Annotated in this window: 32 protein-coding genes; 19 read left to right on the plus strand and 13 right to left on the minus strand. The window is 70.2% G+C overall.

The genetic code is table 11. The annotated features are described in order from the left end of the window. Positions 1–2: 2 nt before the first annotated feature. Positions 3–485: a peroxiredoxin family protein gene (locus AXK60_RS23880; protein ID WP_068575008.1), complete on the plus strand. Its 483-nt coding sequence runs from the start codon at positions 3–5 to the stop codon at positions 483–485. Here AXK60_RS23880 and AXK60_RS23885 read toward each other — a convergent pair. Further along, positions 456–1,097 (minus strand): peptide-methionine (S)-S-oxide reductase, encoded by a 642-nt coding sequence (locus tag AXK60_RS23885; RefSeq protein WP_139058116.1) that lies wholly within the window; start codon positions 1,095–1,097, stop codon positions 456–458. The genes AXK60_RS23880 and AXK60_RS23885 overlap by 30 nt on opposite strands. Before the next feature lie 278 nt (positions 1,098–1,375). Here AXK60_RS23885 and AXK60_RS23890 point away from each other — a divergent pair, with 278 nt between their 5' ends. Continuing rightward, a complete protein-coding gene (locus AXK60_RS23890; protein WP_068575010.1) occupies positions 1,376–1,729 on the plus strand; it encodes a DUF1801 domain-containing protein in 354 nt (117 codons plus the stop codon). Positions 1,730–1,766: 37 nt separating this feature from the next. Further along, on the plus strand, positions 1,767–2,255 hold the full coding sequence (locus AXK60_RS23895; RefSeq protein WP_068982573.1) for a hypothetical protein: 489 nt from the start codon (positions 1,767–1,769) through the stop codon (positions 2,253–2,255). Here the strand turns inward: AXK60_RS23895 and AXK60_RS23900 are convergent. The 4 genes from AXK60_RS23900 to AXK60_RS23915 all read right to left on the minus strand — a co-directional run bounded on the left by AXK60_RS23900 (position 2,182) and on the right by AXK60_RS23915 (position 4,473). Beyond that, entirely contained in the window at positions 2,182–2,931 is a 750-nt protein-coding gene (locus AXK60_RS23900; RefSeq protein ID WP_068575011.1) for an amidohydrolase family protein, read from the minus strand. The two genes, AXK60_RS23895 and AXK60_RS23900, sit on opposite strands and share 74 nt — an antisense overlap. Beyond that, positions 2,928–3,350: a thioesterase family protein gene (locus tag AXK60_RS23905; protein WP_068575012.1), complete on the minus strand. Its 423-nt coding sequence runs from the start codon at positions 3,348–3,350 to the stop codon at positions 2,928–2,930. The genes AXK60_RS23900 and AXK60_RS23905 overlap by 4 nt, the downstream gene beginning before the upstream one ends. After that, positions 3,347–3,940, minus strand: a complete 594-nt coding sequence (locus tag AXK60_RS23910; protein WP_068575013.1) for a TetR/AcrR family transcriptional regulator — start codon at positions 3,938–3,940, stop codon at positions 3,347–3,349. The genes AXK60_RS23905 and AXK60_RS23910 overlap by 4 nt, the downstream gene beginning before the upstream one ends. Before the next feature lie 68 nt (positions 3,941–4,008). After that, a complete protein-coding gene (locus tag AXK60_RS23915) occupies positions 4,009–4,473 on the minus strand; it encodes a PNPOx family protein (RefSeq protein WP_231855637.1) in 465 nt (154 codons plus the stop codon). A gap of 221 nt (positions 4,474–4,694) precedes the next feature. Between AXK60_RS23915 and AXK60_RS23920 the strand changes: the two genes are divergently transcribed. Next, positions 4,695–6,179 (plus strand): MDR family MFS transporter, encoded by a 1,485-nt coding sequence (locus tag AXK60_RS23920; RefSeq protein ID WP_068575015.1) that lies wholly within the window; start codon positions 4,695–4,697, stop codon positions 6,177–6,179. Between the two features lie 14 nt (positions 6,180–6,193). Then, positions 6,194–6,529, plus strand: coding sequence for a VOC family protein (locus AXK60_RS23925; protein ID WP_068575016.1), 336 nt, complete (start codon positions 6,194–6,196; stop codon positions 6,527–6,529). A 19-nt stretch (positions 6,530–6,548) separates the two neighbouring features. On the opposite strand, the gene AXK60_RS23930 is transcribed toward AXK60_RS23925, so the two are convergent. Both AXK60_RS23930 and AXK60_RS23935 read right to left on the minus strand, forming a co-directional pair. Next, positions 6,549–7,175: a heme-binding beta-barrel domain-containing protein gene (locus tag AXK60_RS23930; RefSeq protein ID WP_068575017.1), complete on the minus strand. Its 627-nt coding sequence runs from the start codon at positions 7,173–7,175 to the stop codon at positions 6,549–6,551. Positions 7,176–7,273: 98 nt separating this feature from the next. Then, entirely contained in the window at positions 7,274–7,750 is a 477-nt protein-coding gene (locus tag AXK60_RS23935) for a MarR family winged helix-turn-helix transcriptional regulator (RefSeq protein WP_082778224.1), read from the minus strand. A 45-nt stretch (positions 7,751–7,795) separates the two neighbouring features. Here AXK60_RS23935 and AXK60_RS23940 point away from each other — a divergent pair, with 45 nt between their 5' ends. The 5 genes from AXK60_RS23940 (at position 7,796) to AXK60_RS23960 (ending at position 10,564) form a co-directional block, all read left to right on the plus strand. Further along, positions 7,796–8,227 carry a YdeI/OmpD-associated family protein gene (locus AXK60_RS23940; protein ID WP_068575018.1) on the plus strand — a complete coding sequence of 144 codons (432 nt, stop codon included), beginning with the start codon at positions 7,796–7,798 and terminating at the stop codon, positions 8,225–8,227. A 37-nt stretch (positions 8,228–8,264) separates the two neighbouring features. After that, complete coding sequence (locus tag AXK60_RS23945) at positions 8,265–9,263, plus strand: acrylyl-CoA reductase family protein (protein WP_068575019.1); 999 nt, start codon at positions 8,265–8,267, stop codon at positions 9,261–9,263. 42 nt (positions 9,264–9,305) lie between these two features. Beyond that, a complete protein-coding gene (locus AXK60_RS23950) occupies positions 9,306–9,737 on the plus strand; it encodes a VOC family protein (RefSeq protein WP_068575020.1) in 432 nt (143 codons plus the stop codon). 78 nt (positions 9,738–9,815) lie between these two features. Continuing rightward, positions 9,816–10,151, plus strand: coding sequence for a hypothetical protein (locus AXK60_RS23955; protein ID WP_068575021.1), 336 nt, complete (start codon positions 9,816–9,818; stop codon positions 10,149–10,151). Between the two features lie 62 nt (positions 10,152–10,213). Next, positions 10,214–10,564: a hypothetical protein gene (locus AXK60_RS23960; RefSeq protein WP_068575022.1), complete on the plus strand. Its 351-nt coding sequence runs from the start codon at positions 10,214–10,216 to the stop codon at positions 10,562–10,564. A 14-nt stretch (positions 10,565–10,578) separates the two neighbouring features. Here AXK60_RS23960 and AXK60_RS23965 read toward each other — a convergent pair whose 3' ends face one another. Further along, positions 10,579–11,211, minus strand: a complete 633-nt coding sequence (locus AXK60_RS23965) for a DUF2461 domain-containing protein (protein ID WP_068575023.1) — start codon at positions 11,209–11,211, stop codon at positions 10,579–10,581. A gap of 23 nt (positions 11,212–11,234) precedes the next feature. Between AXK60_RS23965 and AXK60_RS23970 the strand changes: the two genes are divergently transcribed. Continuing rightward, positions 11,235–11,693: a peroxiredoxin gene (locus AXK60_RS23970; protein ID WP_068575024.1), complete on the plus strand. Its 459-nt coding sequence runs from the start codon at positions 11,235–11,237 to the stop codon at positions 11,691–11,693. Beyond that, complete coding sequence (locus AXK60_RS23975; RefSeq protein ID WP_068575025.1) at positions 11,690–12,139, plus strand: acetyltransferase; 450 nt, start codon at positions 11,690–11,692, stop codon at positions 12,137–12,139. Before AXK60_RS23970 ends, AXK60_RS23975 begins: the two co-directional genes overlap by 4 nt. 13 nt (positions 12,140–12,152) lie before the next feature. Here the strand turns inward: AXK60_RS23975 and AXK60_RS23980 are convergent, their stop codons facing one another. Further along, positions 12,153–12,596, minus strand: a complete 444-nt coding sequence (locus AXK60_RS23980) for a MarR family winged helix-turn-helix transcriptional regulator (RefSeq protein WP_068575026.1) — start codon at positions 12,594–12,596, stop codon at positions 12,153–12,155. Between the two features lie 97 nt (positions 12,597–12,693). Here AXK60_RS23980 and AXK60_RS23985 point away from each other — a divergent pair, with 97 nt between their 5' ends. The 4 genes from AXK60_RS23985 to AXK60_RS24000 all read left to right on the plus strand — a co-directional run bounded on the left by AXK60_RS23985 (position 12,694) and on the right by AXK60_RS24000 (position 15,717). Next, positions 12,694–13,386 carry a type 1 glutamine amidotransferase domain-containing protein gene (locus AXK60_RS23985; RefSeq protein WP_068575027.1) on the plus strand — a complete coding sequence of 231 codons (693 nt, stop codon included), beginning with the start codon at positions 12,694–12,696 and terminating at the stop codon, positions 13,384–13,386. Between the two features lie 91 nt (positions 13,387–13,477). Further along, the gene (locus tag AXK60_RS23990) at positions 13,478–13,864 is read left to right on the plus strand and encodes a YciI family protein (RefSeq protein WP_068575028.1); all 387 of its coding nucleotides are present in this window, start codon (positions 13,478–13,480) and stop codon (positions 13,862–13,864) included. Beyond that, positions 13,837–15,057: an RNA polymerase sigma factor gene (locus tag AXK60_RS23995; RefSeq protein WP_244881162.1), complete on the plus strand. Its 1,221-nt coding sequence runs from the start codon at positions 13,837–13,839 to the stop codon at positions 15,055–15,057. The genes AXK60_RS23990 and AXK60_RS23995 overlap by 28 nt, the downstream gene beginning before the upstream one ends. Positions 15,058–15,093: 36 nt before the next feature. Continuing rightward, positions 15,094–15,717, plus strand: a complete 624-nt coding sequence (locus AXK60_RS24000; protein ID WP_068575030.1) for a maleylpyruvate isomerase family mycothiol-dependent enzyme — start codon at positions 15,094–15,096, stop codon at positions 15,715–15,717. A 4-nt stretch (positions 15,718–15,721) separates the two neighbouring features. Here AXK60_RS24000 and AXK60_RS24005 read toward each other — a convergent pair whose 3' ends face one another. Beyond that, positions 15,722–16,186 carry a DUF8021 domain-containing protein gene (locus AXK60_RS24005; RefSeq protein ID WP_082778225.1) on the minus strand — a complete coding sequence of 155 codons (465 nt, stop codon included), beginning with the start codon at positions 16,184–16,186 and terminating at the stop codon, positions 15,722–15,724. Positions 16,187–16,213: 27 nt separating this feature from the next. Continuing rightward, on the minus strand, positions 16,214–16,936 hold the full coding sequence (locus AXK60_RS24010) for a Clp protease N-terminal domain-containing protein (RefSeq protein ID WP_068575031.1): 723 nt from the start codon (positions 16,934–16,936) through the stop codon (positions 16,214–16,216). A 95-nt stretch (positions 16,937–17,031) separates the two neighbouring features. On the opposite strand from AXK60_RS24010, the gene AXK60_RS24015 reads away from it, so the two are divergent. Genes AXK60_RS24015 through AXK60_RS24025 form a run of 3 tightly spaced genes read left to right on the plus strand, consistent with a single transcriptional unit; the run spans position 17,032 to position 19,646 of the window. Beyond that, a complete protein-coding gene (locus AXK60_RS24015; protein ID WP_068575032.1) occupies positions 17,032–18,225 on the plus strand; it encodes an NAD(P)/FAD-dependent oxidoreductase in 1,194 nt (397 codons plus the stop codon). Positions 18,226–18,233: 8 nt separating this feature from the next. Further along, complete coding sequence (locus tag AXK60_RS24020) at positions 18,234–19,220, plus strand: DUF5995 family protein (RefSeq protein WP_175400100.1); 987 nt, start codon at positions 18,234–18,236, stop codon at positions 19,218–19,220. A gap of 24 nt (positions 19,221–19,244) precedes the next feature. Then, the gene (locus AXK60_RS24025; RefSeq protein WP_068575034.1) at positions 19,245–19,646 is read left to right on the plus strand and encodes a PaaI family thioesterase; all 402 of its coding nucleotides are present in this window, start codon (positions 19,245–19,247) and stop codon (positions 19,644–19,646) included. A gap of 80 nt (positions 19,647–19,726) precedes the next feature. Here the strand turns inward: AXK60_RS24025 and AXK60_RS24030 are convergent, their stop codons facing one another. Together AXK60_RS24030 and AXK60_RS24035 are read right to left on the minus strand one after the other, a co-directional pair. Continuing rightward, positions 19,727–20,752, minus strand: a complete 1,026-nt coding sequence (locus tag AXK60_RS24030) for a DUF4349 domain-containing protein (RefSeq protein ID WP_068575035.1) — start codon at positions 20,750–20,752, stop codon at positions 19,727–19,729. Next, positions 20,749–21,321: an RNA polymerase sigma factor gene (locus AXK60_RS24035; RefSeq protein WP_068575036.1), complete on the minus strand. Its 573-nt coding sequence runs from the start codon at positions 21,319–21,321 to the stop codon at positions 20,749–20,751. The genes AXK60_RS24030 and AXK60_RS24035 overlap by 4 nt, the downstream gene beginning before the upstream one ends. Positions 21,322–21,342: the final 21 nt, after the last annotated feature.

Here is a 21,342-nt window from a genome sequence, read left to right on the forward strand (position 1 = left end):
ACGTGGACACCGATCGCGAGCCTCGGCAGGCACCAGAACTCCGCGTGGACGAGTGGATCGGGCCGGACGGCCAGCCGCTCGACCGGCCGGTGCGGCTGGGCGACCTCGGCAGCGGATTCAGGATCATCTTCTGCTTCCAGCACTGGTGCCCGGGGTGCCATTCGCACGGGTTTCCTACGCTGCGCTACCTGTACGACCGACTCGCGGACTCGGACATCGGCATCGCGGTCATTCAGACGGTCTTCGAGGGCGCTGAGGAGAACACGTCCGACAAGCTGCGGATCGATCAGGAGAAGTACGGCCTGGCAGTGCCGTTCGGCCAGGATGTGCCGCCGGAGGGGCGCGACCTGCCCACCTTCATGGAGGACTACCGAACTGGTGGCACCCCGTGGTTCACGATCATCGACCCGGAGGGGGCGATCGTCTATGCGGGATTCCAGCTCGATCCTGACGCCCTACTCGAGGTCCTCGGCGTCGGTCGGTAGCGCCGATGTTCGGAGCTGTCGGGGGCTCAGGTAGGGCGCCGGGTCTCGGCCGTAGGCCACGGCGAGGTTGACCGCGGTACGTTGCGCCCCGGTCATCGGGACGGCCCGCCACGGACTCTTCTCGAGATAGAACTGCGGCTGTCTGTCCAACCGGAAGGGTCCCTTGTCGGTGCGCGCGAAGATCTCCTCGCGGGCTAGGCGGTCGAATTCATCGAGGCTGATGCTGGCGGGGTCGACGTGGACCTCGACGACCTCGTCGCCGTCGATCCACCCGGCGTTCGTGGTGATCACACCCGGGAACTGCGCGAGGCTGGTCTCGCCGGACCAGAAGCACGGCGTCTCGACGTGTACGCGCGTCGCCAGTCCGGCCTCGATGAGCAGATCACCGCGCACCACGGCGAACCATTCCGGGACCGCCGATCCCGACGTCTCGAGTGCAGTAGTGACCCTGTCGTGCAAGGCGATCGGGGCGACCACGTCCGAGGACTTCGACGCAGCGCGGGCATCACGAACCGCACTCGCGAGATCGCGCGATTCGATCATCTCGGCGAGCAGGGAATGCGCCTGGGCGGCGTGGTCGGAATGTGTGGTGAAGTCAGGAACTCGTCGCACTATTCGCCTCCGATTCTCACCTTCCCCACGCAGAACCGCGCAGGCCCGGCGCGTATTCCGACCTCAGCCCGTCGCCCGACCGACGGAGCCGGCCGGGCCGGCAATCGTCTATGGTGGAGGCAGGTGGCACGGCCACCGACTGCGCTTCCACGTGATCGTCACGTGAATCATCGCGGAGAGGCCTGATCCACTCAGGACATGTCCAGATGGGGTGCGGCGCCCACGCGCGCCGACTTCACCGCGCCGATGCTCGGCATCGGCCGACGAGAGGACATGACATGGCATCGAAGGACGAGAAGAACCTCGCGCAGGTCGTCGAGAAGATCGCGAAGATGGACGAGCCGCGGCGCTCGATCATGCAGCGCGTCCACGAGATCATCGTGGCTGCGGCCCCCGAATTGAAGCCGCGGATCTGGTACGGCATGCCCGCTTACGCGGCATCGGCGAGCACGCCCGCGCTCGTCACGCTGCGCAACGACGACCGGATGAACCTCGCCATCACGGAGAAGGCAGGCTTCCGGCCGGCCGGCGGCATCGACGGTGCGCTGATGCCCGCAGCCTGGTTCTTCGAGACCGTGGACGCGGACACGGAGCAGCGCATCGCGCAGATCGTCCGCTCGGTGCTCGACTGAGCGCGGGTTGCGCCCGCCGGCAGCATAAGGTTCCGTCATGGCGATCCCCGATTCCGAGACGCTGCTGAGCCGCCTCGTCGGCGTCCGGATGTACGCGGTGACCTTCGTCAACGACTACATCCAGCTGCAGTTCGACGGGGAACCCACTGGGTCGCCCGTGCTGTTCAACGTGGAGGTCTGGCCGTCCATCGAGTACGGCGGGCGGGTCTGGCGCGAGCCCGACCTCGGGTACGCGGATGCCCTGCGCCGACTGACGCCCGGCATCGTCCGGTCGATCGTCGAGCGCGCCGGCGTCGGGATCCGCGTCGAGCTGGATACGGGTGCGTTCGTGATCGATCCGAAGATCGAGGAGGTGCACGTCGAGATCGGATACCTCCGTGGATTTCCGGACGGCGCGTGGGAGGTCTGGACACCGGGCACAGGAAGCTTCGCGCACGTCGTGAGCGCGCGGCCTACGCGTAGAACGCCGCCGCGTTGTTCCAGAGCACGGCGTCGACCTCGGCCGGGTCGAGGGCGTCCTCGATGAGCCGCAGGTCGTCGTCGTGGAACGGCCGGCGGGCGCGGGTAGATGGGAGGTCGGTGCCCACCATGAGTGCGGTCGGATCGACATCCACGATCGCGCGGATCACCGCCGACGGATCCAGCTCCACTCGCCCGAATCCCGTGGCCTTCACCTTGACTCCGCGCTCCACGAGCCGCAGGAGATTCGGCAGGCCGTCGGAGTGCATGCCGAGGTGGTCGATGCTCACGGCGGGCAGTGCCGCGAGCCGCGCGGACAGCGCACCGTCGATCGTGCGGGCGTCGATGTACAGCTCGCTGTGCCATCCGGCGACGTCGTGTACCCGTCGCGCGAGGCGGTCCAGGTCGTCGAGATCGGCGGAACCGCCGCGCGCGACGTTGAACCGCACCGCTCGCACACCGGCGTCGTGCAGCTCGCGGATCCGGGTGTCCGGCGTGTCGACGGGAATCTGCGTGACGCCCGCATAGGTGGGCCCGAGGGCACGGAGTGCATCGATCAGATACCCCTGGTCGAAGGCCTGGAAAGATCCGGACACCACTGCGCCACCGGCGATTCCGAGGCCCTCGATGCGGCTCCGGTAGTCGGCGGCGGTGAACGCTTCGGGGAGGTATCCGTTGTTCTCCACCAGCGGATGCGCGGGATCGATGATGTGCAGGTGCGCGTCGAAGATCCGCCGGGTCATCGCGCGGCCCCGTCCCGCTGTGCCAGTCGCGCCTCGAAGCGGTCCCGCACGATCACGCCCCGACGGTGCCGGCCCGTGCTTATCACGGCGTGCTCGTCGCGCGCCTCGATCTCGAAGGTGACCGATCGTCCCTCGACGGAGACCACCGTTGCGGCGACGGCCACCGTCGAACCCGGAACGGTGGGGGAGTCGTGTGAGACGTCCACGTGCGTGCCGAGGGTGAGCTCGCCGTCGTCGAGGTGTCCGTGCAGGGTCTCGATGCACGCCCACTCGATGATGCCGACCAGGTAGCCCGTCGCGAGAACCTCCGGCATGGAGGCGAAGTCGGGGGATTCGGGCAGCAGGTTCGGCACCGTCCGGTTCTCGGGCACGGCGTAGTGCATCGTGTGCGTGATGCCGGGGATCAGCGTGTCCTTCATGAATCCTCCTGTGTCGTGCAGCTGTTGGTAGTCAGAGCCGCGATCATCGCCGCGGCGGTGCGTCGAGCGTCGGTGATGGCCGTGGTGTCTCCGGTGGTGATGATGCGGGCGTTCGCGCCGTCGATGAGAAGCATCAGCGCCGAGCCCCACCACTGCGGGTCGGGGAGGCCGTCGGACGCGGCGAGGTCGGCGAGCATCCCGCGCATCCAGGTCTTGTACGCCGCGATCACCGCGCGGGCGGGGTGCGCGGGGTCGGGGAGCTCCGCGGCGGCGTTCGTGAACGGGCACCCGCGGAAGCCTGGTTTCGCGTGGCCGATCGCGAGGTGGTCGAACAGGGCGAGCACGCGACTCCCGGTGGTCGCGGGCAGCGCGTCGACGTACTCCGTCGTCGCCCGGACCCGTCCCTCGCGGCGTCGTTCCAGGACAGCCGCGACCAGGCCGGCCTTGGACCCGAACTGCGCGTACAGCGTCGGTTTGGAGACGCCCGACTCGTCGACGACGCGGTCGACACCGATGGCACCGACGCCCTCCGCGTAGAAGAGGGCCGCCGCGGCGTCGAGGATGCGTTCGCCGCCGGCGGAGTAGGTCATGATGTTAACTTACAGGTCTGTAAACACGTCGGTCAACGCTGATCGTGCGCGGCGACCTGCGTGGCTCCTCAGCGCGGGGTGAGGACGAACACGCGTGCGCCCCCGTCGAAGGCCCGCTGGAGGTCGTCGGGAGCGGGGGAGCCGTCGGCGGTGAAGCCGATGTGGTTGAACGAGGCGAAGTTCTTGTTGTCCGCCGCGATCACGCCGTAGAGCGTGATGACCCCGGCCTCGTCGGACACCACCCGGACGTCCGCGGTCCGACGACGCCCAGCGAGTTGGACATCGATCGGCTCGCCGGTGCGCAGGTTCTTGCCCCACGCGAACGGTGAGCCGACCAGCAGGTCCCCGTCGTGTTTCGTGTAGGCGACGGGCACCTCGAAGACCTTTCCCGATGTGCGACCTACGACGTACAGCGTGAGCAGTCGCTCGCCGAGGAACTTCGACACTCCGGGAGCGCGCAGCAGCGTGCGCATCACCGCGTTCATGACGCCTTGCAGTGGCATGGTGCTGGCGGTTCCCGCTTGGCGGCTCATATCTCGACGGTAGACCCGCCCGCTGACCGCGGCCAGCGCCCCGGTGGTCGTGAAATCAGCGGAATCCGGGCACACGAGGCCATATCCGGCTTCCTGCGCCCGCGGAACGCCGGATTCACGAACGAACCCGCCCGACGGTGTCGAAAAACCTGTCAGCGGTTCGTCGTATACATGACGGCGACGAACGGCTGTCGTCGGAAAACGACTATGAGGAAGCCACCATGGCCACGCACACTGAACAGATGGACCACCTACCGACCGACCTGACGACGCCCGCGAACGAGCGGACGGAGAAGGCCGGCCGCACGCCGCTGGTGATCAAACTGCTGGTCGCGGCGACCTTCGTCGTGATCCTCAACGAGACGATCATGATCAACGCCATCCCGCGACTCATGACCGACTTCCACGTCGACGCCCGCGCCGCGCAATGGCTGTCCACGGTCTTCATGCTCACGATGGCCGCGGTGATCCCGGTGACCGGATGGTTCCTGCAGCGGGTGAGCACCCGCACGGCGTACGCCGTCGCCATGATCACCTTCAGCGTCGGCACCGCGATCGCGGCAGCGGCACCGTCGTTCGAGATCCTGCTGGCCGGTCGGGTCGTCCAGGCGGGCGGCACTGCGGTGATGATGCCGCTGCTCATGACCACCCTCATGACCGTCGTGCCGGAGAGCGACCGCGGTCGCGTGATGGGGCAGGTCACCCTCGCCATGTCGTGCGCCCCCGCGCTCGGCCCGGCGGTGTCCGGTGTGATCCTGCACCTCGGCTCGTGGCGCCTGATCTTCGTCTTCGTCCTCCCGATCGCGGTACTCGTGGGCGTGGCGGGGATGCGGCAGCTCGAGAACGTCGGCGAGACCGAGAGCACGCCGGTCAGCTGGCTCAGCGTGCTGCTCGCAGCCGGCGGTTTCGGCAGCCTGGTCTACGGGCTCAGTGAGATCGGCACCGGCGACTGGACCGGCCCCGTCCTCACCGTGATCGCGGGCGTTCTGCTCATCGCCGCGTTCGCCGCCTACCAGGTACGCCTCCAGCAACGCGAGATGCCGCTGCTGGACCTGCGCACCCTCCGCCATCGCACGTTCGCCGTGTCACTGCTCCTCATGACCGCCGCGTTCATGGCCTTCCTCGGCTCGATGATCCTGCTCCCGCTGTACCTGCAGGATCTCCGCGGCCTGTCCGAGCTGCAGACCGGCCTGCTCGTGATGCCCGGCGGTCTGGCGATGGGCCTGCTCGGTCCGCAGGTCGGCAGGCTCTACGACCGCGTGGGCGCGCGGCCGCTGGTCGTTCCGGGCTCGATCGGCATCGTCATCGCCCTCGCGGCGCTGAGTCGAATCGGTGCGAGCACCCCGTACCCGCTCATCGTCGCGATCCATGTCGCGCTCATGGTGTGCCTCGCCGCCGTCTTCACGCCGATCTTCACCGTCGGTCTCGGCGATCTGCCCGAGCACCTCTACTCGCACGGCTCGTCGCTGCTCGGCACGTTGCAGCAGGTCGCCGGCGCGATCGGAACCGCGGCGCTCATCGTCGTCATGTCGAACCGCTCGGCGCACCTCGCCGAGGCCGGTGCATCGCAGCCGCAGTCCTTCGTCGGCGGGCTGCAGTGGGCGTTCGCCGCCGCCGCGCTCATGGGAGTCGTGGTCGTCGCCGCATCCCTGCTCCTGCCCTCGAAGGCCGACGGTGCGCCCTCGTCCGGCCCGGCGCACCACTGACCGGCGGCGCGACGATGGATTTGTTCGCGCGCCTCGCCGTGACCGATCTACCGCGGGCCATCGCCTGGGGCGAGAAGCTCTTCGGGGCAGTGGAGTCGTTCGCGCCCAACGACACTGAGCACGTGTGGACGTTGGGGGAGCACGTCCACCTCTACGCCGAGCTGCTCCCACAGCACGCGGGGCATTGCGCGGTCACCCTGTTCCTCGACGACCTCGAGGGCTTCCTCGCCGCCGCGGCGGACCGTGGCCTGCGGCCGGATTCGCAGGAGGTCTACGAGAACGGCGTCCGCAAGGTGATCTTCCTCGATCCCGACGGGAACGAGGTCGGGATCGGCGGCGCGCCCGCGTGAGCCGCCGTCGCGGTGGTCGCTACGCGCCCGTGCCGGGATGGAACCGCTTCACGCGGCGCAGCGTGTTCTGATCCGTGTGGTGCATCTCGGCACCGGTGGCGGCCAGGCGGAGGAGCAGATCCGAGGTGTAGCTGATCGTCTCGTCGTCGATGACCGTGAACGTGCTGGTGAAGTCGCGGATCTCGGCGCGCTGCATGAGGTACTTGTTCTGCAGGATGCCGTACGACGGGTCGCCCGGCTTCGCGTCGAAGTGCAGCTCGGTGTCGTTCTCGCCGGCGCTGCTGCCGGCCAGGATGGCGATGCCGCGGCCGAAGACCACGTTGCGGATGATCTGCCCGTTCGCCTTGTCCCACAGCAGGAATCCGATCTCGTCGTGGAACGGGTCCATCGCCTCCTCGCCGTGCCGCCACGCGGTCATGGAGTAGTTCAGGCCCCACAGCGTCTGCTGCCCGTTCTCCTGGATCGGGATCGGCGTGAAGGTGGCCTTCTCGAAGTACGAGGTGTGGCCGGTGATGTCGTCGGTGTTGTGGTACGAGAGGTCGATCCCGACATCGCCCTCCCAATCACCCACGAGCGGCGTGAGCGGGCCCAGTTTGCGCGGGCCACGAATCTCGCTGATGGCGGGGGTCTCGACCGGTGTGCTCATGACGTCTCCATTCCACGGTGTTGCTTCACGCAAGTCTTGCATAAAGCAAGTCCGATACGTGTGGATTCGAGTGGAACGGTTCCAAACAACACTGCCGGCTACATCGGCAGGTGGCGTCGCGCGTCCGCGGACGCGGCGGAGCCGAGAGTCCGGTGAAGAGCCTCCAATGCCTCCGTCGCCGCCATGCGCAGGGCCGGGTCCAGGTGGCCCAGGGCCTCCCGGAGCTCCCGACGACGGTGCTCGGTCACCCGCCGGACCACCTCGCGACCGGCGTCGGTGAGCTCGAGCTCCACCATGCTCCGGTTGGTCGGATCGTCGCGCCTGATCAGGTGTCCCGAGCGGTGCAGCCGATCGGCGAGGCGGGTCACCGTCGACGCCACGACCCCGAGCATTCCCGCGCAGCGGGAGGGGCTCGACGGCCCGAGCTCGTCGAGGACCTGGAGGAGCCGGAACTGCGGCAGGGAGACGTCGATCCGCTCCACACTGCGCAGTGCGAGCCCCACGAGGTCCCGCGTCGCCGCTTCGAACGCGAGCACGTCGCCGGTGGACACCGTCGATCCGCTGCGTTCGGTCATTCCCGCAGTCTTCCACGCGCGCCGCGGATCGGGGACGATGGAGCCATGTCCCTCCGTGTTCGCAGCACCCTCGAGCCGACCGGTCCCGCCACCGCGATCGAACTGACCGACGCGCAGGTCGAGGAACTCGGCGGAGGGAAGCGCGCCGCGGTGCGGGTCACCATCGGCGAACGATCCGCGCGGTTGCGGCTCGCGGGCATGGGCGGCCGCAACCTCATCGGCTTGTCGAAGGCCGCGCGCGCGGAGTTGGGGGTCGAGATCGGGGACGTCGTCGACGCCCTCATCGAGCTCGACGGTGCCGAGCGCACCGTCGACCTGCCCGACGATCTGGCCGCGGCGCTAGCAGAGCACGGCCTGCGGGCCGCCTTCGACGCGCTCAGCTACACGCACCGCAAGGAGGCCGCGCGCGGTGTCGCGGACGCCAAGCGCGCTGACACCCGCGAGCGCCGCATCGCCGCGGTGATCGCCTCCCTCTAGGATCGCGAGAGACCGCCGAGATCCTAGGAGACGCACGATGACCCAGTACCGGGCGCTGATCGCCGAGACCGCCGACGATGCGGTGACCTCCCGCGCGGAGACCCGCGACCCCGCGGCGCTGGAGCCCGGGCAGCTGCGCATCGCCGTCGAGTACTCCGGCGTGAACTTCAAGGACGCGTTGGCGTTCACGCCCGGCGGCGGCGTGGTGCGTCAATACCCGATCGTCCCCGGCATCGACATCGCCGGCACCGTCGTCGAGACCTCGTCCGACGACTTCGCCGTGGAGGACCGGATCATCGCGCACGGCTACGAGATCGGCACCGCCCGCGACGGCGGGTACGCCGAACAGGCCGTCGTGCCCGCCGAGTGGGCGGTCCGCCTGAACGCGCTCACCACCCGCGAGGCCGCCGCCATCGGCACCGCCGGATTCACCGCTGCCATGAGCGTCGCCGCGATCGTCGACGCCGGGATCGCCCCCGGCGACGGCCCCGTCGTCGTCACCGGCGCGACCGGCGGAGTCGGGTCCACGAGCATCGACCTGCTCGCGGGTCTCGGTTACGAGGTCGTCGCCTCGTCGGGCAAGCCCGCCGCCGCCGACCACCTGCGCGAGCTCGGCGCGGCCGAGGTCATCGGGCGGCTCCCGCTCGACCCCGACGCCAAGCCTCGCCCCTTGGGCAGGAGCCGTTGGGCCGCAGCCGTCGACTGCGTGGGCGGTGCCGCGCTCGCCGACGTCATCAGCACCCTGAACTACGGCGGCGTCGTCGCCGCGAGCGGCCTGACCGGCGGGGCCGGGCTGAAGACGACGGTCCTGCCGTTCATCCTGCGCGGCGTCACCCTCGCCGGCATCGACTCGGTGCTCATGCCGATCGCGCCGCGCCGGGCCCTGTGGTCCCGCATCGAGTCGGACCTGCGCCCGCGGCACCTCGAGCGGGTCGCCAACGAGATCGGGATCGACGGTGTCGGCGCCGTCGTCGACGCCCTCCGCGCGGGCGAGTACACGGGCCGCGCCGTCGTGGACGTGCGGCGCGGCTGGTGAATCAGGTCGCGAACTGACCGCAGCGCTGGCTACGGTGACCCCATGACTGTCCGGCAGATCCAGGTCACCTTCGATTGCGCCGACCCCCAGCGCGTCGCCCTCTTCTGGTGCGAGGTATTGGGATACGTCGTGCCGCCGCCCCCACCGGGCTTCGCGGACTGGGACGCCTTCGAGCAGTCCCTCCCGCCCGAGGCCCACGGCTCGGCGTTCGCCTGTGTCGACCCGAACGGCGTCGGGCCGCGCTTGTTCTTCCAGCGGGTGCCCGAGGGGAAGACCGTCAAGAACCGGGTGCACCTCGACGTCCGCGTCGGACTCGGCATGGTCGGCGCGGAACGGCTCGCGGCGCTGGAGGCGGAGTGCGCACGGCTCGAGAAGTTGGGCGGCACGCGGCTGTACCTGCAGGAGGCCGACGGCGCGAACGAGTCGTGCCTCACCATGGCCGATGTCGAGGGCAACGAGTTCTGTCTGGACTGATCGTGTTACCTCGCAGGTAATCGCCACGTGTACCCCTGCCCTCCTACGGTCGAAAGACATCGGAGGAAGGGAGTCGACATGTTCGAGCAGACACGGGGTGGCCGGTGCCGGGCGCTGTGGTTCGCGGTTCACGCCGACAAGGTGCTGACCAATGCCTACATCGTCTACGCACTCACCGTCGCGCCCATCGTCCTGGTGTTCACCGACGACCCGCAGGTGCACCGCCTGATGTGGTGGTCGCTGATCCTGGGCGCGATCGCGCTCGCACTCCTCGGGATCGTCATGGCCGTCGGGATGTCGCTTCTCGTCAGTCGCGGTGACTCGCTGGAGTTCGACTGGTTCCTCAGCCAGTTCGACCCCACGGTGCGGGTCCCCGGTGGATCCCGTCCCGATCGGTATCGCAACGGGGGATGACAGCACCGTCGACCGCGTGGACACTGGAGACAGGTGGGTACCGACGGCCCGAGGAGTCGACGATGGCAGGTAACGAGAATCCGTTCGGATTCGGTCCGGGTGAGTTCGACGATCTCGCGCGCGAGGCGAGGGACATGCTCGGCAAGCTCGTCGGTGGCGCCGCCGGGCGCGATGCGTTCTCCCGGGTCTTCGACGATGCCGGCCGCCGCCCGAAGCGCGAGCCCGAGACGGCCGGCGAGAGCGGCGACGGGGTGTGGGCGGTCATCGCCACCACCGACGACGGCAGCGCCCACGTCGAGCAGGTCTTCGCCACGGAGATCGACGCGCTCCGTGCCAACCAGCACAACGTCGACGCCACCCGGAAGGTGCGTTTCCTCCCGTACGGCATCGCCGTGAGCGCTCTCGACGACTGACGCAGCTGCGGCGCTCAGGCGTCGCCGTGCTCGACCAGCCAGTCCAGCAGCGCGGACGTCTCGCGCCAGTGCTTGCGGATCTGCGGGACGAGCTTCGGCGTGTGGATGATCTCCTCGAAGCCGTAGTCCCGCATCACCGTGAGCGACTTGTGCCGCAGCAGGTCGATGCGCGGGTGGTCGGGGTCCCAGCCACGCGGCGAGGTCTTGAGCGTTTCGCCGCCGATCTCCCAGCCCCGACGCCGCAGCTTCGCGATCACCTGCTCCAGCGCCGGTCCGTACAGGTCGTTGTCGATGGCCTTCCGGAACGCCGCGAGGCGGGTGGAGCTCGCTTCGTAGAACCCGGCGCCGACCCGGACGCCGGGCGCCCCGATCTGCAGGTAGTAGCCCGTCGCCGGACCCACGCCGACGAACGCTCCCTGGTGGGTCTTGTAGGGCGTCTTGTCCTTGGAGAAGCGCACGTCCCGGTACGGGCGGAAGATCTTCGCGGTGCCGAACTCGTCGGCCAGCTCGTCGGTGAGTGCGGCCATCGGGGCGGCGACGGAGGTCTTGTAGACCTCCTTGTGCGCCTCCCAGAAGACCTTCGAGTTGTCGGCCTCGAGGTCGTCGTAGAAGTCCAGTGCGGCCTCGGGGAATCCGGTGAAGCTCATGCGGCCAGGCTAACCTGGACCGCATGAAACCCGGTGACATCGCGCCCGACTTCGAACTCCCCGACCAGGACGGCGCCCCGCGGAAGCTCAGTGACCTGCTCGCGAACGGCCCCGTCGCCCTGTTCTTCTACCCGGCCGCGTTCACGCCGGGCTGTACCAAGGAGGCCTGCCACTTCCGCGACCTCGCCGCCGAGTTCTCGGACGCGGGCGTCCAGCGCGTGGGCATCAGCCGCGACGCGGTCGCCAAGCAGCAGGACTGGACGGCCAAGCACGGTCTCGACTACCCCCTGCTCTCGGACGTCGACGGGGCCGTGGCCACGGCGTACGGCGTCAAGCGTGACGGCCTGCTCAAGCTGGCCGGCATGCCCACCAAACGCACCACGTTCGCGATCCGCGCCGACGGCACCGTCGCCGATGTGATCGCCTCCGAGGTCAACATGCAGGCCCACGCGGACCGGGCGCTCGCCGCCCTGCGTGCATGACCGGCCCGGTGCTGCGCGACTGCCGGGGCCCGGAGGAGTTCGCGGACCTGGTCACGGTCTGGCGCAGCTCGGTCGATGCGACGCACGACTTCCTCGCCGACGCCGACCGCGACGCCATCGAGGGCAGGCTCGCGAGTGACTACTTCCCACAGGTCCGGCTCACCGTCGCGGAGGTCGACGGTGCGCCCGTCGGATTCGCGGGGACGGCGGGGGAGGACCTCGCGATGCTGTTCGTGCACGCCGACGCCCGAGGGCGGGGCATCGGTCGCGCGCTCCTCGACCACGTGGTCCGCGAGCAGGGCGTCCGCACCGTCGACGTCAACGAGCAGAACGGGCAGGCCGTCGGCTTCTACGCACACAGCGGTTTCGTGGTGACGGGCCGCAGCGAGACCGACGGCGACGGGCTGCCGTACCCGCTGCTGCACCTCGCTCTACCGCAGGGCTGAGCCGGGTGGAGGGCTAACCCGCGCAGCCGTCGCGCGAGGTCCGGGCGACGATCGCGACGGCGCGCCGCAGGACCGCGGCGTCGTCGGGGGAGAGCGGCTCCAGCAGCTCCGCTTCCGCGACCGCGACCGCATCGCGCACCTCACGCAGCGTTGTCAGGCCCGCGTCGGTGGGCACGACCCTCCGCGCCCGGCGATCCGTCGGCGACGGTTCGCGGCGAACCAGCCCACCGTCGACGAGGTCGTCGACCACGTAGGGCATCACCGACTTGTCGATGAGCAGGTACTCGGCGAGGGCGAGCTGCGTCGGCAGGTCGTAGGTGGCGGCCGCGTACAGCGTCTGATAGCCGCGGATCCCGCGGGGGATCCGGTCGAGGATCGGCGCGACCGCCTCGGCGTAGGCCTTGTTCAGGACCCCCACGGACCAACCGAAGTCGCAGGTCTCCTCATGTACTGCCATGTCTCCAGCCTAACAGGTCTCACATATCAGTTGATAGACATATCAGTTGTGATACGGTTCAGTTGTTGAGCAAATCAATTCTGATCGGAGAGTCACGATGAGCACCATCCTGGTCGTTACCACCAGCGTTCCGTCCTACGAGGTCAGCGGTCGTCGCACCGGCCTGTGGCTGGGCGAGCTGACGCATTTCGTGGACGTCGTCGAGGCGGCGGGCCACGCCACTGTCATCGCGAGCATCGACGGCGGCTTCGTCCCGATCGATCCCGAGTCGCTCAGCCACGAGGTGCTCGCCCAGGGCGGCACCCGCGCCCGCTACGACGATCCCGCCTTCATGGATCGCGTGCGGAACACGGTGTCCCTCAAGGACGTCGACGTCGCGGACTTCGACGCGATCTACCTGACCGGTGGGCACGGCGTGATGTTCGACTTCCCGACCGACGAGCGTCTCGCCGTGCTGCTGCGCGAGTTCGACGGGGCCGGGAAGATCGTCTCCGCCGTCTGCCACGGCACCGCGGGCCTGCTCGGCGCGACCAGGGCCGACGGTGCGCCGCTCATCGCGGGCCGCCGCATCGCGGGGTTCTCGTGGAACGAGGAGGTCCTCGCAGGACTCGACGCCATCGTTCCGTTCAACCTCGAGGAGCGCATCGCCGCGCTCGGAGCGACGTATGTGCAGGCCGACGAGGCCTGGGCCCCCTTCGCTGTTACCGACGGCACCGTCGTGACCGGCCAGAATCCCGCCAGCGCACATCCCGTCGCCGAGGGCGTCGTGGCGCTGCTCGCGGCCCGGTAGGAGACTTCTCGGAGCAACTGTCGATTTCGGTCCGCCTCGATCGTCATCACTGTGCCCCGCCCCTGGGGCACAGTGGACATCAGGAGGAATCATGCATTACGCACTGCTGCTCAACAACGCCGAGCCCGCCGAGGGCGACGTTCCGATGGAGGCCATGCTGCAGATGCAGCGGGCGATGGCGGACTACACCGCCGCGCTGCAGGCCGCGGGCGTGCTGATCGGCGCGGAGATCCTGGAACCGCAGGCGCAGACGGTCACCGTCACGCGTCGCGACGGTGACCTCCGGGTCCAGGACGGCCCGTTCGCCGACACGCGTGAGGCGCTCGCCGGCGTCTTCCTCCTGGACGTGCCGGATCAGGACGCCGCGATCGCCTGGGCGGAGAAGCATCCGGCCACCCAGTACGCCGTCATCGAGGTCCGGAGGGTGGCCGCGGCCTGCGACGAGGGCATTTGGAACGCCAACGCCTGCACGGACTGATGAACGTCGACGCCGGGGTGCGGGCGGAGACCGCCGCCCGCACCTCGTACGGCAGGTTGCTGGCGCTGCTCGCAGCCCGTACGCACGACCTGGCCGCCGCCGAGGACGCGCTCGCCGACGCCTTCGAGCGGGCCCTGACCCGGTGGCCCGTCGACGGCGTCCCCGACGACCCGGATGCCTGGCTGCTGACGGTGGCGCGAAACCGTCAGCGGGATCGGTGGCGCTCGGCGGCCGAGCGCACGTCCGTCCCGTTCGACGATGCCGCGCACGACCTTCCGGAGCTCGGCGCCGCGGCGGACCGTCGCCTCGAGCTCCTGCTGGTCTGCGCGCACCCCGACCTCGGCGCGGCGGGCGTGCCCCTGATGCTCAACACGGTCCTCGGGTTCACCGCCGCGCAGATCGGTGCGGCCTTCCTGGTGCCCACGGCGACCATGGCCGCCCGGCTCACCCGGGCGAAGAAGCGCATCGCGCAGGACCGGATCCCGTTCGCGGTTCCCGACGACGCGTCGCTCGCGGCCCGGCTCGACCCCGTTCTCGAAGCGATCTACGCCTCGTACGCCATCGAGTGGCCCACCCCGCCCCGTGAGCGGCACGCCCTGCTCCTCGGGCTCGTGGGCACCGTCGTCGAGGCGGCGCCGTCGGTCGCGGAGGCGCACGGACTGGCCGCGCTCATGTACCTCTCGAGCGCGCGGCTGCCCGCCCGCGTCGACGAGGACGGACGGTACGTCCCTCTGGCCCAGCAGGATCCGGGCCGCTGGGATCGCGACCTCATCGCCGCCGGACACCGCCGGCTGCGCGCCGCGCACGCGCTCGGCACCGTTGGACGGTTCCAACTGGAGGCGTCGATCGGGGCGGTGCACTGCGCCCGCTCGCCCGGCGAACCACCGGACTGGCCCGTCCTGCTGCGTCTCTACGACGCCCTCGCCGTCATCGCACCGACCCGCGGGGCGAGCGTCGCGCGCGCCGCCGTCGTCGCCGAGACCGACGGTGCGCGTGCCGGTCTCGCAGCACTCGACGCCGTCGACGGTGCCGAGCGCCTGCAATCGGTCTGGGCGCTGCGCGCACACCTGCTGGACCGGGTCGGCGACCACGCGGCGGAATCCGCGTACGCCAAGGCGGTGTCCCTGACGACCGACCCGGCCGAGCGCGAGTACCTCGCGGGCCGCGCCCGTCGAATCCGGCCTCACCGGTGACGCGGCGCGCTACGGTGAGCGGGACGAAGGAGTTTCATGTCCGATGTCTGGCAGCTGGTCCACGCGGAGCGCCGCGCTCTGATCGCCTTCCTGGAGGGCGTCGACGACGCGCGCTGGGACACCCCGTCGCTGTGCCCGGGGTGGCGCGTGCGGGACGTCGTGGCGCATCAGATCTCCACGGCGGACACCACACGTCTCGGCTTCGTCAGGGGAATGATCCTCGCGCGCTTCGACTTCGACCGTGACAATCAGAACGGCATCGACCGCGAGATCGGGCCCGCACCGCGAATGCTCGACCGTTTCCGCGCACTCGTCGATCGCACGTCGGGTCCGCCGGCGCCGCTGGACACGCGACTCGTCGAGGTCGTGGTGCACGGCGAGGACATCCGTCGCCCGCTCGGTGCGGTGGGGGATTACCCCGTCGAGGCCGTCGAACGCGCGCTGCGGCTGCAGGCGCGGACCGGAAAGGGCATGGGCGGCGCCAAGGAGCACGTCGTCGGCCTGCGGTTGCGTGCCACCGACGCGGACGTCACCATCGGCGATGGCCCGGAGGTCGCCGGACCGTTGTTGGCCCTGCTCCTGGCGGTGAGCGGCCGCACCGTCGCCCTGCCCGAACTGGCCGGCGCAGGCCTCGCGACCCTGAGTGAGCGGCTCGGCTGAACGGTCAGCGGGGCGCCGTGATCGTGATCCGCGCGTCGATGCGGGTGATCAGGCACGTGCTGCGGGGGATGCGGAAGTCCTCGTCGGTGGGCGCGTCGACGATGCGCTGCCCGGCGATGCGCACGGGCACGATGAACCGGTAGTGGAGCAGGTCCGCGTCGCCGCCTGGCGCGACGGTACGCGCGGTGACCTTCGGCGCATCCATGATCGAGTACTGCAGGTGGCGGTCCAGATCACCACGCAGCTGCTCGCCGGAGAAGCCGGTCTGCAGGCCGTTCTCGAACCGGACGGCGTTGGGGGCGAAGGGCACCGCGCCCGCCTTCGTGCGATCGCCGAGCGCCGCGATGTACGCGTCGGCGGCGGCCAGTTGGCGTGCGGGGGTGCAGGCCGCGGCCGTGGCGGGCGCGGCGATCGTGGTGGCGACGACGGCGGTGATCACGGCGGGAACGACACGGGCGAGGGCGGCCATGCACTCACAGTAGCGGCGGGACCCGCGTCATTCCGCTGTGTACGTCGAAAGGATCTCGCGCACGGCGACGTCGATCTGCGCGTGGTCCACGCCGAGCTCGGCGAGGATCGTGGCACCCGGACCGGTTCCCTCGGCGAGGACGCCGAGCAGGACGTGCTCCGTGCCGACGTAGTTGTGGCCCAGGCGCAGAGCTTCCCGGAGGATCATCTCGATGGTCTTCTTGCCCGCAGTGGAGAACGGGACGAGCTCCGGCACGTCGGTGTCGTCCGCGACGGGAATCCGCGTCCGCACGGCGGCCTCGGTCACGCCGCGTCCGACGAGCAGCCGCGCCGCGATGCCCTCGGGCTCGCGGAAGAGCCCCAGCAGGACGTGGTCCGTGTCGATCACCGGGCTCCCCGCGGCGCGCGCCTCATCCTGCGCCGCGACCACCACGCTGCGGGCTCGGGGTGTGAAGCGCGAGTACGGCGAACCCGACGCCTCGATCAGGGCGGCCGGGTCGATGCTGGGGGGAGCGGAGCGCTGCTGCGCGGCCTGCTTCGTCATCCCCATGGACTCGCCGATCGACGTCCAGGTGGCGCCGCTGCGCCGCGCCTGGTCGACGAAGTGGCCGACGAGGTGGTCGGCCGTCTCGCCGAGGTGGGAGGCGATGGCGACGGCGTCGCCGAGGTGCTCGAGCGCGCTGCCCTCGGGGTGCAGCGCGTGCACGGTGCGGATGAGTTGGTCGAGGCTGACGGGGTTGTTCTCGGGCATGCGTCAAGAATGAATTGACGTCCCAGTTTTGTCAACTGTTGATTGACGAGCTGCAGGGGTTCCCCTCGCCGGTGGACGGGGTTACGGTCGAAGACATGGGTGCGATCGTCATCGTCGGAGCGGGACTGGCGGCCGCGAAAGCGGCCGAGGCGCTGCGGGATCTGGGCCACGACGGCTCGATCACGCTGATCGGCGCGGAACCGCACCCCCCGTACGAGCGACCTCCACTGTCCAAGGACTACCTGCAGGGGAAGGCCGATCGAGACAGCGTCTTCACCTTCGACGATGCCTGGTACGCGGGCCACGACGTCACCGTGCGTGTCGGCGTCCGGGCCGCCTCGCTCGACCGCGCCGCGCGCACCGTCGGGCTGGACACCGGTGAGTCCGTGCCCTACGACGAACTGCTCCTGGCCACGGGCTCCCGTGCGCGCCCGCTCCCGGGCGCCGACGGTGTCTACTACCTGCGCACGCTCGACGACAGCGACGCGCTGCGCGCGGTCTTCGACAAGGGCGGCCGGCTCGGCGTGGTCGGTGGAGGATGGATCGGGCTGGAAGCCGCGGCGGCCGCGCGCGGGGCAGGGCTGGAGGTCACGGTCGTCGAGCCCGCCGAGCAACCGCTGCTCGGGGCGCTCGGACCCGAATTGGGGAAGGTCTTCGCCGACCTGCACCGTTCGCACGGCGTGGATCTGCGGACCGGTGTCGGCGTGCGGGCCGTCGAGCCCGGCGGTCGGGGACTTGTCCTCGAAGACGGCACGACCGTCGAGACGGACGCGGTTCTCGTGGGGATCGGCGCGATGCCGAACATCGAGCTCGCCGAGGCGGCGGGCCTGGCGATGGCGGAGGGTGGGGTGGCCGTCGACGCGGGCATGCGCACCTCCGACGCGCACGTCTACGCCGTGGGCGACATCGCCGCCGCCGAGAACCCGACGGTGGGCCGTCGCGTGCGGGTGGAACACTGGGCCAACGCCTTGAACCAGCCGCGCGTCGCCGCTGCGAACATGCTCGGCGGATCCGAGGTCTACGACCGACTTCCGTACTTCTTCACCGACCAGTACCAGCTGGGCATGGAGTATCTCGGCCTGTCCACCGGGTACGACGACGTGGTGATCCGCGGCGACCTGGAGTCGCTGGAGTTCGTAGCCTTCTGGCGCGCGGACGGGCGTGTCCTCGCGGGGATGAACGTGAACGTGTGGGACGTGGGCGATGATGTGCGTGCGCTGATCACGTCCCGCCGGGTGGTCGACGCGGCTCGGCTCGCAGATCCCGGCGTACCGCTCGCGGAGGTCTAGTACGCATGATGTCCCGGTGGTCGGCGCGGGTCGCCGGCACGGTCGCCGCTGCGGTGATAGCGGTCTCGCTCGTGTCCGCTCCGTCGGGTGCGGCACCGTCGGCCTACTGCGGCACTGCACTGACTCCCGCGGAGAACAAGCGCATCGTCGAACTGTCCGACCCGGCGGCCCTGCCGACGGCCCCGACCTTCGCGAGCCTCGACGACCTCACCGTCCGGCAGCGGGGCATCGCCGACATCCTTGCCGCGCACAGGGACCGGCGGGGGCTGTTCGGTGTGGGGATGGATGGCGTGATTCGCGACGCCGTGACGCCGACGCAGCGCAACGAGGCCGGTCTCGACGATCCGCGGTACGCGAAGTCGCTGTCCATCGGTCTGGTCAGTCGGTACCTGCGCGCGATGCACGCGCAGTGGACCGGCGGACCCGTACCGCAGTGGTGGGGCAACTACTTCCGGCTGGCCTCGCGCTGCGAGCTACCGCCGGGCCGCGTCGCGATGGCCGGCTACAACGCGCACATCACCGTCGACCTGGCCTACACCGTCGAGCAGGCGCACAGCACGCCGGCGAACGCGCTCGACTTCTACCGCATCGTCGACTCGATCGCGAAGAACGGCAACGTGATCCCCGAGCGCAGTAAGCGGATCTACAACGCCGACCTGTGGGGCCTGTGGACCTTCTACTTCTTCGGGCAGGGGCTCGACCGGATCGTCGGTGCCGGCGTCGCGTCCAACCTCATGCTGCGCGCCGCCGACGACGGCTACAACACCCTCACCTTCGCCAACGGTCTCGCCCTGCAGAACCCCGGCGTCCGGCCCGCCACAGAGGGCGCGATCCTCGCCCTGTGGCAGACGGGCGAGATCGCCTTCGACGTGCTCTCCGGACTGGGTGGCCTCGGCACCCCCGTCGCCCCGGCCCCCGCGCCGAGACCGACTCCGGCGCCGGCGCCCACGCCACGCCCGACCCCTGCCCCGGTTCTCGCCGCTGCCGGTCGCTGATCAGCCGGGTGCGATAGTGCACGAGTGACTTTTCAGGAACTCGTCGACTACAACGCCTCGCTGCCCTTCAACAGGTGGGCGGGGATCGAGGTGCTCAGTGCGGACCGTGAGGAGGTCGTGCTCCGCCTCGAGCGCCGAGACGATCTCTGCCAGAACGTCGGCGGCCTGCACGCCGCGCTCATCGCCGGCGTCCTGGAGAACGCCTGCGGCTACGCGCTCGCCATGCACCCCGGCGCGGGCGGCCTCGTCACCCAGATGGACACACAGTTCCTGCGCCCCGCCCAGGGCGAGGCCTTCCTGGCCGTCGGTCGGGTGATCAAGCCCGGCAGCAAGCAGAGTTTCTCGGAGGCCGACTTCTTCGTGGAGGTCGACGGTGCGCGCGGGCCGCGGTTCGCCACGGCCCGCGCGCTCATCGTCCCGTCCTAGCCGCCGCAAGGGCTGAATCAACGCCCAGTCGCCCCGAGTATCGGCAGCGCGCTGCCGAAACCGTTGGCCGGGAAGGGGCGTCAGGACCGGCGCCGGAAGTGGCGCACCCCTCGGTAGACCCCGTAGAGCACCAGGAGCACCGCTGCCCACGGCAGCACCGCGCCGGTGATCACGAGCAGCCACCGTCCGGCCCCGAGCAGCGCGTCCCAGCCGTCCTGCAGCCCCCCGGTGAATCCGGACCGGTCCACGGTCACCGTCGGCATCGAGACCGTCACGGTCACCGTCGAGAGCGACACCTGGTCGCCGATCGACGCGCGCCGCGACTGGAGGGTCTCGAGCTCCTGCTGACGGGTGGTGAGAGCGGACTCGGCCGCGATCACCTCGGCGGTGGTGTCGGCGCGCGCGAGGATCGCGGTGAGCCGGTCGACGGAGACCTGGGTCGCGCGGATCCGCGCGTCGAGGTCGACGACGGTGCCGGTCACGTCCTCGTGCTCCAGTCGAACGGTGCCGACCTCGCCGAGTCCGCCGACCTTCTCGACCAGCTCGTTCACCTTGTCGTTGGGTACGCGCAGGGTCAGGCTCGCACGGGCGTCGTCGCCGCCGGACTCGGTGCGGGCGTCGACCCGTCCCCCGAGGCGTTCGGCGGCGGCAGCGAGCTCGCGGGCCACGGCGGCCGGGTCCGCGTTCGTCACGGTCACTGATCCGGTGGTGATCACCTGACGGTTGTTCTGGACCGGCGCAGGGGTCGACGGTGCCGTCGGCGTCCCGTTCGGTGCCGTGGTCGGGGCCGCCGCAGCCGCCGGCCCCGCGCGGGTGGGTGTGGGTTCCGCAGTGCGCGTGGGCGTGCCGGCGTACTGGGTGGGCGCCGCGCCTCGCGCGGCCTCGGGCGCCGACGAGGAGGTCTGCGATCCCTGGGTACCGACGAGGACGCCGCCGCCCACGGCGACGACCGCCACCGCGGCGGCGGCCGAGATGCCGATGGTCCGGTGCCTACGGCTGCGGCGCACCCGGTCCAGGTCGGCGCCGACCTCGGCCATCACCGCGCCGCGCATCCGCGCGATCCGGTCGTCGGTGAGGATGTCGTCGAGTCGGTTGGGCGTGGTCATGACTGCTCCCTCAGGGTGCTCAGGTCGGCGCGCAGGCGACCGCGCAGCCGGGAGACGCGGTTGCGCACGGCGGCGTGGGTGACACCCAGTTCGGCCGCGGCCCGCTCGTAGGTCTGCTCGCCCTCCACGCAGAGGCGGTACAGGCGCTGGTCGGTGGGGGACAGGTCGTGCACGGCGTCCGCGATCAGATCGCGGATCTCGCCGGCGAGGACCTCGTCCTCGGGGGACGGCGCGGCGCCGGGCGGGTCCTCTCCGGCCCCGTCGAGCGGTGCCGATCTGTCCCGGACCGCGGTGAGCCTGCGCCCCGCATTGAGCGCGGTGAACCGCGCCGTCGTGAGCAGCCACGGCAGCACCGACTCGTCGACGATGCGCACCGAATCGATGCGCCGCCAGAGCGTGAGGAAGGTGTCCTGGGCGGTCTCCTGCGCGGCGTCGGCGTCGCGCAGCACGGCGTAGGCCTGCCAGTAGACGGGCCGCACGTGCCGGTCGTAGATCTCCGCGAACGCCGTTCCGTCGCCGCCCGCGGCGCGGGTCAGCAGGGTCCGGTCCGCGGACTCGTCGGTTCTCATCGTGGACGTCACACCCCCTTA

It is taken from the genome of Tsukamurella pseudospumae (assembly GCF_001575195.1).
Classification (GTDB): Bacteria; Actinomycetota; Actinomycetes; order Mycobacteriales; family Mycobacteriaceae; genus Tsukamurella; species Tsukamurella pseudospumae.

What these genes read in the sequence shown, in the direction of transcription:
- AXK60_RS23955 (WP_068575021.1), top strand. Translation starts at nt 9,816, where the DNA reads ATGTTCGAGCAGACACGGGGTGGCCGGTGCCGGGCGCTGTGGTTCGCG.
- AXK60_RS23960 (WP_068575022.1), top strand. Translation starts at nt 10,214, where the DNA reads ATGGCAGGTAACGAGAATCCGTTCGGATTCGGTCCGGGTGAGTTCGAC.
- AXK60_RS23890 (WP_068575010.1), top strand. Translation starts at nt 1,376, where the DNA reads ATGGCATCGAAGGACGAGAAGAACCTCGCGCAGGTCGTCGAGAAGATC.
- AXK60_RS23940 (WP_068575018.1), top strand. Translation starts at nt 7,796, where the DNA reads ATGTCCCTCCGTGTTCGCAGCACCCTCGAGCCGACCGGTCCCGCCACC.
- AXK60_RS23910 (WP_068575013.1), bottom strand. Translation starts at nt 3,940, where the DNA reads ATGACCTACTCCGCCGGCGGCGAACGCATCCTCGACGCCGCGGCGGCC.
- AXK60_RS24005 (WP_082778225.1), bottom strand. Translation starts at nt 16,186, where the DNA reads ATGGCCGCCCTCGCCCGTGTCGTTCCCGCCGTGATCACCGCCGTCGTC.
- AXK60_RS24010 (WP_068575031.1), bottom strand. Translation starts at nt 16,936, where the DNA reads ATGCCCGAGAACAACCCCGTCAGCCTCGACCAACTCATCCGCACCGTG.
- AXK60_RS24030 (WP_068575035.1), bottom strand. Translation starts at nt 20,752, where the DNA reads ATGACCACGCCCAACCGACTCGACGACATCCTCACCGACGACCGGATC.
- AXK60_RS24035 (WP_068575036.1), bottom strand. Translation starts at nt 21,321, where the DNA reads ATGAGAACCGACGAGTCCGCGGACCGGACCCTGCTGACCCGCGCCGCG.
- AXK60_RS23985 (WP_068575027.1), top strand. Translation starts at nt 12,694, where the DNA reads ATGAGCACCATCCTGGTCGTTACCACCAGCGTTCCGTCCTACGAGGTC.
- AXK60_RS24015 (WP_068575032.1), top strand. Translation starts at nt 17,032, where the DNA reads ATGGGTGCGATCGTCATCGTCGGAGCGGGACTGGCGGCCGCGAAAGCG.
- AXK60_RS23935 (WP_082778224.1), bottom strand. Translation starts at nt 7,750, where the DNA reads ATGACCGAACGCAGCGGATCGACGGTGTCCACCGGCGACGTGCTCGCG.
- AXK60_RS23930 (WP_068575017.1), bottom strand. Translation starts at nt 7,175, where the DNA reads ATGAGCACACCGGTCGAGACCCCCGCCATCAGCGAGATTCGTGGCCCG.
- AXK60_RS23905 (WP_068575012.1), bottom strand. Translation starts at nt 3,350, where the DNA reads ATGAAGGACACGCTGATCCCCGGCATCACGCACACGATGCACTACGCC.
- AXK60_RS23980 (WP_068575026.1), bottom strand. Translation starts at nt 12,596, where the DNA reads ATGGCAGTACATGAGGAGACCTGCGACTTCGGTTGGTCCGTGGGGGTC.
- AXK60_RS23990 (WP_068575028.1), top strand. Translation starts at nt 13,478, where the DNA reads ATGCATTACGCACTGCTGCTCAACAACGCCGAGCCCGCCGAGGGCGAC.
- AXK60_RS23915 (WP_231855637.1), bottom strand. Translation starts at nt 4,473, where the DNA reads ATGAGCCGCCAAGCGGGAACCGCCAGCACCATGCCACTGCAAGGCGTC.
- AXK60_RS23965 (WP_068575023.1), bottom strand. Translation starts at nt 11,211, where the DNA reads ATGAGCTTCACCGGATTCCCCGAGGCCGCACTGGACTTCTACGACGAC.
- AXK60_RS23950 (WP_068575020.1), top strand. Translation starts at nt 9,306, where the DNA reads ATGACTGTCCGGCAGATCCAGGTCACCTTCGATTGCGCCGACCCCCAG.
- AXK60_RS23900 (WP_068575011.1), bottom strand. Translation starts at nt 2,931, where the DNA reads ATGACCCGGCGGATCTTCGACGCGCACCTGCACATCATCGATCCCGCG.
- AXK60_RS23945 (WP_068575019.1), top strand. Translation starts at nt 8,265, where the DNA reads ATGACCCAGTACCGGGCGCTGATCGCCGAGACCGCCGACGATGCGGTG.
- AXK60_RS23920 (WP_068575015.1), top strand. Translation starts at nt 4,695, where the DNA reads ATGGCCACGCACACTGAACAGATGGACCACCTACCGACCGACCTGACG.
- AXK60_RS23975 (WP_068575025.1), top strand. Translation starts at nt 11,690, where the DNA reads ATGACCGGCCCGGTGCTGCGCGACTGCCGGGGCCCGGAGGAGTTCGCG.
- AXK60_RS23970 (WP_068575024.1), top strand. Translation starts at nt 11,235, where the DNA reads ATGAAACCCGGTGACATCGCGCCCGACTTCGAACTCCCCGACCAGGAC.
- AXK60_RS24020 (WP_175400100.1), top strand. Translation starts at nt 18,234, where the DNA reads ATGTCCCGGTGGTCGGCGCGGGTCGCCGGCACGGTCGCCGCTGCGGTG.
- AXK60_RS24000 (WP_068575030.1), top strand. Translation starts at nt 15,094, where the DNA reads ATGTCCGATGTCTGGCAGCTGGTCCACGCGGAGCGCCGCGCTCTGATC.
- AXK60_RS23895 (WP_068982573.1), top strand. Translation starts at nt 1,767, where the DNA reads ATGGCGATCCCCGATTCCGAGACGCTGCTGAGCCGCCTCGTCGGCGTC.
- AXK60_RS23925 (WP_068575016.1), top strand. Translation starts at nt 6,194, where the DNA reads ATGGATTTGTTCGCGCGCCTCGCCGTGACCGATCTACCGCGGGCCATC.